Annotated in this window: 6 protein-coding genes and 1 pseudogene; 5 read left to right on the top strand and 2 right to left on the bottom strand. The window is 60.6% G+C overall.

Going from position 1 to position 6981, the window contains the following annotated elements; translation table 11 throughout:
* The 5 genes and pseudogenes from FHX15_RS19250 to FHX15_RS19230 form a co-directional block, all read left to right on the top strand.
* The coding region (locus tag FHX15_RS19250; protein ID WP_184399908.1) for a calcium-binding protein at window positions 1–1872 on the top strand (1872 nt) is incomplete at its 5' end.
* A gap of 125 nt (window positions 1873–1997) precedes the next feature.
* Complete coding sequence (locus FHX15_RS19245) at window positions 1998–2306, top strand: hypothetical protein (protein ID WP_184399906.1); 309 nt, start codon at window positions 1998–2000, stop codon at window positions 2304–2306.
* A 46-nt stretch (window positions 2307–2352) separates the two neighbouring features.
* Window positions 2353–2859 carry a winged helix-turn-helix transcriptional regulator gene (locus FHX15_RS19240; protein ID WP_184399904.1) on the top strand — a complete coding sequence of 169 codons (507 nt, stop codon included), beginning with the start codon at window positions 2353–2355 and terminating at the stop codon, window positions 2857–2859.
* Between the two features lie 96 nt (window positions 2860–2955).
* Window positions 2956–4220: pseudogene (fabF, locus tag FHX15_RS19235) on the top strand (beta-ketoacyl-ACP synthase II).
* A gap of 76 nt (window positions 4221–4296) precedes the next feature.
* On the top strand, window positions 4297–4725 hold the full coding sequence (locus FHX15_RS19230) for a DUF4864 domain-containing protein (protein WP_184399902.1): 429 nt from the start codon (window positions 4297–4299) through the stop codon (window positions 4723–4725).
* Here FHX15_RS19230 and tgt read toward each other — a convergent pair whose 3' ends face one another.
* Window positions 4726–5859 carry a tRNA guanosine(34) transglycosylase Tgt gene (tgt, locus tag FHX15_RS19225; RefSeq protein WP_184399900.1) on the bottom strand — a complete coding sequence of 378 codons (1134 nt, stop codon included), beginning with the start codon at window positions 5857–5859 and terminating at the stop codon, window positions 4726–4728.
* Entirely contained in the window at window positions 5856–6941 is a 1086-nt protein-coding gene (gene queA / locus FHX15_RS19220; RefSeq protein WP_184399898.1) for a tRNA preQ1(34) S-adenosylmethionine ribosyltransferase-isomerase QueA, read from the bottom strand. Before queA ends, tgt begins: the two co-directional genes overlap by 4 nt.
* Between the last annotated feature and the right edge of the window lie 40 nt (window positions 6942–6981).

Raw genomic sequence — 6981 nt, 5'->3', positions numbered from 1 at the left:
GAGGGCGATCAGCCCTTTTCCTGGCTGCAACGCGAATCCAGCGATCAGATGAGCGCCGACACCGGCAAGCCGCTGACGATCACCGAGACCGGCTACCACACGTCGCTGACGGCCGATACCAACGGCGGATGGGAAGGCGTCGACGAGACGACGCAGGCAAAACTGCTTCTCAACACACTTATGGACGGCGCCTTTCTCGGATCGAAGGACACCTTCATCTACCAGCTTCTCGATGCTTATGCAGATCCACAGGGCTCCGACCAGGAAAAACATTTCGGGCTGTTCCGGCTGGATTACTCTGCCAAGCCGGCCGCAACGGCAATTCACAATCTGACAGAAATTCTCGCCGATGACGGCGCGACGCAGGCGACCTTCAATCCGGGCGCACTCAATTATTCGATTAGCGGGCTGCCGGCGACGGCACGCAGCTACCTGACGGAAAAATCGGACGGTAGCTACCAGATCATCATCTGGAACGAGCCGGATATCTGGAACCAGACTTCGGACACGGCGATCCAGGCGTCAGCGACGAATGTCAATGTCAGTCTGGGCGGCGCCTTCGGTACGGTTCAGGTCTATGATCCGCTGACGGGCGACCAACCGGTAAAAAGCTTCAGCAACATATCCTCCCTCAATGTCGATGTGATCGACCATCCGATCATCATCAATATAGCGGGAGCGACGGGTGCAGGGGGAACCGGAACAACAGGCGGAGCCATCGCGCCAGACCCCCACCACTTCTACGGCAGCACCGGTGACGACACTTTCACCATCACCTCCCCTCTCGACGTCGTCGATGAGAGCCGGGGCGGAGGAACCGATACCGTCCTATCGTCGATCAGCTTCAGCCTGGCGGATTCGGCGCACGCGATCGGCGCCATCGAGAACCTGACGCTGACGGGCAACGCCAACATCAACGCGACTGGCAATGAACTCGCCAATACTCTCGTCGGCAACTACGGAGCCAACGTGCTGGATGGCGGCGTGGGCGCAGACAACATGAAGGGCGGCGGCGGTGACGATACCTATATCGTCGACAGCATCTATGACGTGGTGATCGAAGCTGGCGGCTCTGGCAATGATACCATCAAATCCTATGTCTCGCTCAGCCTGCTGGACAAGGACCACGTGACTGGAACTGTCGAGAACCTCACCCTGTTGGGCAACGATAATATCAATGCGACCGGCAACGTCATGAACAACGTTCTTACAGGCAATTCCGGCGACAACAACTTCGATGGCGGCAGAGGTGAAGACCGGATGATCGGCGGCCTCGGCAACGACACGTACAAAGTGGATTCGACAGGCGATATCGTCGACGAAACAGGCGGCGGTGGCAACGACACCGTCAATGCCTCCATATCCTTCAATCTGGAGAATGCTCTCGGAACAGTCGAAAATCTGACGCTCACAGGCTCGTCAGCGATCAATGCCATCGGCAATGGTGAAAACAATGTGCTGACCGGCAACAGTGGAGGCAACGTGCTGTCGGGCGGCACTGGGAACGACCAGCTGATCGGCGGCAACGGCAACGATATCCTGAATGGCGGGGCTGGAGCCGACACTTTCGTCTTCGACTGTAAACCCAATGCTTACAACAACATCGACAAGATCGAAGATTTTTCGGAAAGCGCCGGCGACAAAATTGCGCTCAACCACCAGGTTTTCACCGCTATCGATCCAGCGAATTTTTCCGCCGCGAATTTCGTGCTGGGCACCAAGGCTTTGGATTCGGACGACAGACTGATCTACGACCAGACGACCGGAAAGCTCTTCTACGATGCGGACGGAAGCGGACGCGGTGCGGCTGTGCAGGTTGCGACGCTTTCCAACCTGGCGACGCTTCATCACGACGACTTCCTGTTCCTTTGAAATCGGAACCTGATGTTTTCAAAGCGGCGGACCTGCGTAGGGCTCCTTTCGGGAGCCCTTTTTCTTGCCCTCTGCCTGCCAAGCCCAACATTATCGGCAGCCCCATCAGCCAAGCGGAGAGACCATTGCCCTGGATCGCTTATGTTGTTCATTTTATCGCTGCTGCATTCCTGACCAATGGTGTGCCGCATTTTGTCAACGGTGTCAGCGGCCGGCCCTTCCGCACACCTTTCGTTCGTCTGAAGGGCACGAAGCTCAGCTCGTCGGTGACCAACGTCGCCTGGGGATGGTTCAACTTCCTCGTCGCCTTCCTGCTCTTTGCCAATGTCGGACCGCTCTATATCGGCACGCCCGGCGATACGATTTTCGTAGCAGCCGGCGTTCTTGTAACCGGTGCTGTTCTGGCGCGGATCTTCGAGCGGGATAACACATGAATTAGTCACTTGCATGATGCAAGTGACTTCTGTAGTGACTTGCATCATGCAACGAACAAGCTTCGCCAATTTCAAATGCCCGGCCGCCCGCGCGCTCGATAGCGTCGGCGACTGGTGGAGCATGATGATCCTTCGCGATGCCTTTCATGGACTGACGCGCTTCGATGAATTCCAGAAGAGCCTCGGTGTTGCGCCGAATATCCTGACACGGCGCCTCGCGCATCTGATCGAAGAGGGGCTGTTCGAGAAGCGCCTCTATCATGAGCGCCCTGCCCGCTACGAATATGTGCTGACCGACAAGGGACGCGATTTCTTTCCCGTTCTGATGGCCCTGTTTTCCTGGGGACGCCGGCACGTTCCGCAAGAGGATCTTGCCTTCCTGCTCGGCAATGCCACCTCCGGCGAGGAACGTCGTGCCGTGCTGGTGGATGCGGCCAGCGGCGAAGAACTGAACCCCGAAAATACCTGCCTGCTGCCGGGACCAGCCGCTGACGATGGCGACCGTGAACGGATCGCCCGGATGCGCGCCTACTACCTCGGCATCGACGCCTAGGAGCATTTCCGTTGCTCTATCTCTTTGTTTTTACACAGTTCCGAACGCAAACCTGCTTCGCACTTTTGCTGGAATTGCTTTAGAAAGGACACATCCATGGATCGCATTGTTGTCACCGGAATGGGACTTGTCTCGCCGCTTGGCGTTGGCGTCGAGGCCGCATGGAACCGGCTCGTCGCAGGCGGTTCCGGGCTGCGCGCGCTGCCAGAGAATGTGGTCGGCGATCTCGCCGCCAAGGTCGGCGGGGTCGTTCCCTCCATCGAGGATGACATCGAAGCGGGTTTCGATCCCGATCGCGCCGTTCCGGCCAAGGACCAGAAGAAGATGGATCGATTCATCCAATTCGCGATGATGGCTACAGACGAAGCGGTGCGCCAGGCCGGCTGGATGCCCGACAGCGTCGACGCGCGAGAGCGGACTGCGACGATCATCGCCTCCGGCGTCGGTGGCTTTCCGGCGATCGCCGATGCCGTGCGCACGGCCGAGACGCGTGGCGTGCGGCGGCTCTCACCTTTCACCGTGCCTTCCTTCCTCGTCAATCTCGCTGCCGGCCAGGTGAGCATCCGTTACGGCTTCAAGGGTCCGCTCGGCGCGCCGGTGACGGCCTGTGCAGCAAGCGTACAGGCGATCGGCGATGCGGCCCGGCTGATCCGGTCAGGCGAGGCTGACGTTGCGATCTGCGGCGGTTCGGAAGCCTGCATAGACAAGGTGAGCCTCGGTGGCTTTGCCGCGGCCGCGCACTCTCGACCGGCTTCAACGACAGGCCTGAACTGGCCTCCCGCCCCTTCGATACGGCACGCGACGGCTTCGTGATGGGCGAAGGCGCGGGCGTTCTCGTCATCGAAACACTGGAACACGCCCTGGCACGCGGCGCGACACCGCTTGCCGAGCTCGTCGGCTACGGTACGGCCGCCGATGCCTATCACATGACCGCCGGACCGGAAGATGGTGATGGCGCCCGCCGGGCGATGGAGGCGGCTCTGCGGCAGGCGAGAATTCCAGCCTCTGAGGTCAAGCATCTCAATGCCCATGCGACATCGACACCGGTCGGTGACAAGGGTGAAATCGCTGCAATCGGAACGGTCTTCGGCCGCGATGGCGGTATTGCCGTCAGCGCCACGAAATCGGCGACCGGCCATCTCCTGGGGGCTGCCGGCGGGCTCGAAGCCATCTTCACCATCCTGGCGCTGCGCGACCAGATTGCACCGCCGACACGCAATCTGGTGACGGCCGATCCGGCAGCCGAGGGCATCCAGCTCGTGGGCAAAGTGGCCCGCAAGGTGGCGATGGAATATGCTATCACCAACGGCTTCGGATTCGGCGGCGTCAATGCCAGCGCCCTCTTCCGCCGCTTGTCCTGAGGCCCTGGATTTATCGGGCTCTTTCCTTGCGCGCAAAATAGCCTAGACTTCTGCTGACATAGCCGGAGATGATCCTATGCGCACCTTCTTCGCAGTGTTGGTTCTGTGTGCTGTATCCTTGATGTCAGGCATGGCGGCCCGCGCCGAAGATCCCGTGCAGGCAACACAGACAATGATCGAGGAGCAGATCAGAGCATTCCTCAAGGACGACGCGGACACCGCCTACTCGTTTGCTGCGCCCGGCATCAAGGCCATGTATCCAGACAAAAACGTCTTCTTCGCGATGGTGAAGAAAAGCTACGAGCCGGTCTATCACCCCGGCAACTATGCCTTCGGGCGCAGCAGATCGATCGACGACGGCGCCATGATCTATCAGGAAGTGCTGATTTCCGGCCGCGACGGCAAGGACTGGACGGCGATCTATCAGGTCGCTCGTCAGCCTGACGGCAGCCTCAAGATCAACGGCGTGCAGATCGTGCCGAATGCCGACAGCAAGGGCATTTGATCAAACGGGTTCGAGATCGCCCTTCGCCCATTCCTCGATCGTTTCCGCCATGAAATCGGCGAAGCGATCTTCGGCAATCGCCTTGCGGATACCCTGCATCAGTTCCTGATAATAGTTCAGATTGTGCCAGGAGAGCAGCATGCCGCCGAGCGCTTCGTTGGCGCGGACGAGATGGTGGAGATAGGCGCGGGAATAGTCGCGCGTCGCCGGGCAGTTCGACTGTTCGTCGAGCGGGCGCATATCCTCCGCATGGCGGGCGTTGCGGATATTGACTTTGCCGCGGCGGGTAAAGGCCAGACCGTGACGGCCCGAGCGGGTCGGCATGACGCAGTCGAACATGTCGATACCACGGGCAACGGATTTCAGGATGTCGTCGGGTGTGCCGACGCCCATGAGGTAACGCGGCTTTTCGCCGGGCAGGACTGGAAGCGTCTCTTCGAGCATCTTCAACATGACGTCCTGCGGCTCGCCGACTGCAAGACCGCCGACCGCGTGGCCCTTGAGGTCGAGCTTTGCCAGTTCTTCGGCCGAACGGACACGCAGGGCCGGCACGTCACCACCCTGGACAATACCGAACATCGCCTTGCCCGGCTGGTTGCCGAACGCGACCTTGCAACGCTCGGCCCAGCGCAGCGAAAGCTCCATGGCGCGCTCGATTTCCTTGGGCTCAGCCGGCAATGCCACGCATTCGTCGAGCTGCATCTGGATATCGGAGCCAAGCAGCCCCTGGATCTCGATCGAGCGCTCCGGCGACATGTGATGCAGGCTGCCGTCGACATGCGACTTGAAGGTCACGCCCTGCTCGTCGAGCTTGCGCAGGCCTGACAGAGACATGACCTGAAAGCCCCCGGAATCCGTCAGGATCGGATGGTCCCAGCGGATGAGCTTATGCAGGCCGCCGAGACGGGCGACACGCTCGGCTGTCGGGCGGAGCATCAGGTGATAGGTATTGCCAAGAATGATGTCGGCGCCGGTCTCGCGCACTTGGTCGAGATACATGGCCTTGACCGTGCCGACCGTGCCGACAGGCATGAAGGCCGGCGTGCGGATGGTGCCGCGCGGCATGGAAACTTCACCGAGGCGAGCGCCGCCATCGGTCTTCTTCAGGGTGAACTGGAAATTCTCAGTGGTCATCGGTCTTTCCGGAAAAGAAGGCTCGCGTCGCCGTAGGAATAGAAGCGGTAGCCTGTCGAAATCGCATGCGTATAGGCCGCGTGCATGGTCTCGAAACCGGCGAAGGCCGAGACCAGCATGAAGAGAGTCGAGCGCGGCAGGTGGAAATTGGTCATCAGTATATCGACCGCCTTGAAGCGGTAACCAGGCGTGATGAAGATGCCTGTCGCGTCCGCCCAGGGCTTGATCTCGCCGCTCTCTTCGGCGGCGCTCTCGATCAGCCGCAGCGAGGTCGTGCCGACGCAGACGACGCGTCCACCCCTTGCCTTGACGGCATTCAGCTTCGCAGCGATCTCGGCGCTGACATAGCCGCTTTCGAGATGCATCTTGTGATCGTCGGTATCGTCGGCCTTGACTGGCAGGAAGGTACCGGCGCCGACATGCAGCGTCACGAAATGCCGCTCGATGCCAGCCCTGTCCAGTGCCTCGAAAAGGCCGGGCGTGAAGTGCAGACCGGCGGTCGGGGCGGCGACGGCGCCCTCCTCCCGCGCGTAGATGGTCTGGTAATCGGCGCGGTCGCGTTCGTCCTCCGGACGCTTTGCGGCGATATAGGGCGGCAGCGGAATATGGCCGACGCTGGCAATGGCCTCATCCAACGCGGGTCCGGAGAGATCGAAGGCGAGCGTTACTTCGCCGGCGTCACCCTTTTCCTCGACGGTCGCATCGAGCGAGCCGATCATGCAGCTTTCGCCGCCATGGCCGAAGGCGATACGGTCGCCTTCCTTGATGCGCTTGCCGGGCTTGGCGAAGGCTTTCCACTTGTTGGCGCTGATCCGCATGTGAAGCGTGGCCGAAACCTGCTGACCGCCGGCACCTTCACGATGGCGAATGCCCTCAAGCTGGGCCGGAATGACCTTGGTGTCGTTGAAGACCAGTGCATCGCCCGCCCGCAGGAAGGACGGCAAGTCGAAGACATGATGATCGGAAAGAACCGGCTGCCCGTTTGGATCGACGACAAGCAGGCGCGCGCTGTCGCGCGGCTCGGCGGGCCGCAGCGCAATGCGTTCATCCGGCAAGTCGAAATCGAAGAGGTCTACGCGCATTGAGGTACTTTCAGGCAAAGCGAAACCCGCCCCGCGCTCG

Origin of the sequence: Rhizobium sp. BK650, assembly GCF_014195325.1 — a bacterium.
Classification (GTDB): domain Bacteria; phylum Pseudomonadota; class Alphaproteobacteria; order Rhizobiales; family Rhizobiaceae; genus Rhizobium.
The sequence above is the reverse complement of the archived record's forward strand: the minus strand, read 5'-3'. Positions and strand labels throughout refer to the sequence as shown.

Excerpts from the sequence above, each read along its gene's own strand:
- FHX15_RS19240 (WP_184399904.1), top strand. The coding sequence starts at position 2,353 with ATGCAACGAACAAGCTTCGCCAATTTCAAATGCCCGGCCGCCCGCGCG.
- FHX15_RS19230 (WP_184399902.1), top strand. The coding sequence starts at position 4,297 with ATGCGCACCTTCTTCGCAGTGTTGGTTCTGTGTGCTGTATCCTTGATG.
- tgt (WP_184399900.1), bottom strand. The coding sequence starts at position 5,859 with ATGACCACTGAGAATTTCCAGTTCACCCTGAAGAAGACCGATGGCGGC.
- queA (WP_184399898.1), bottom strand. The coding sequence starts at position 6,941 with ATGCGCGTAGACCTCTTCGATTTCGACTTGCCGGATGAACGCATTGCG.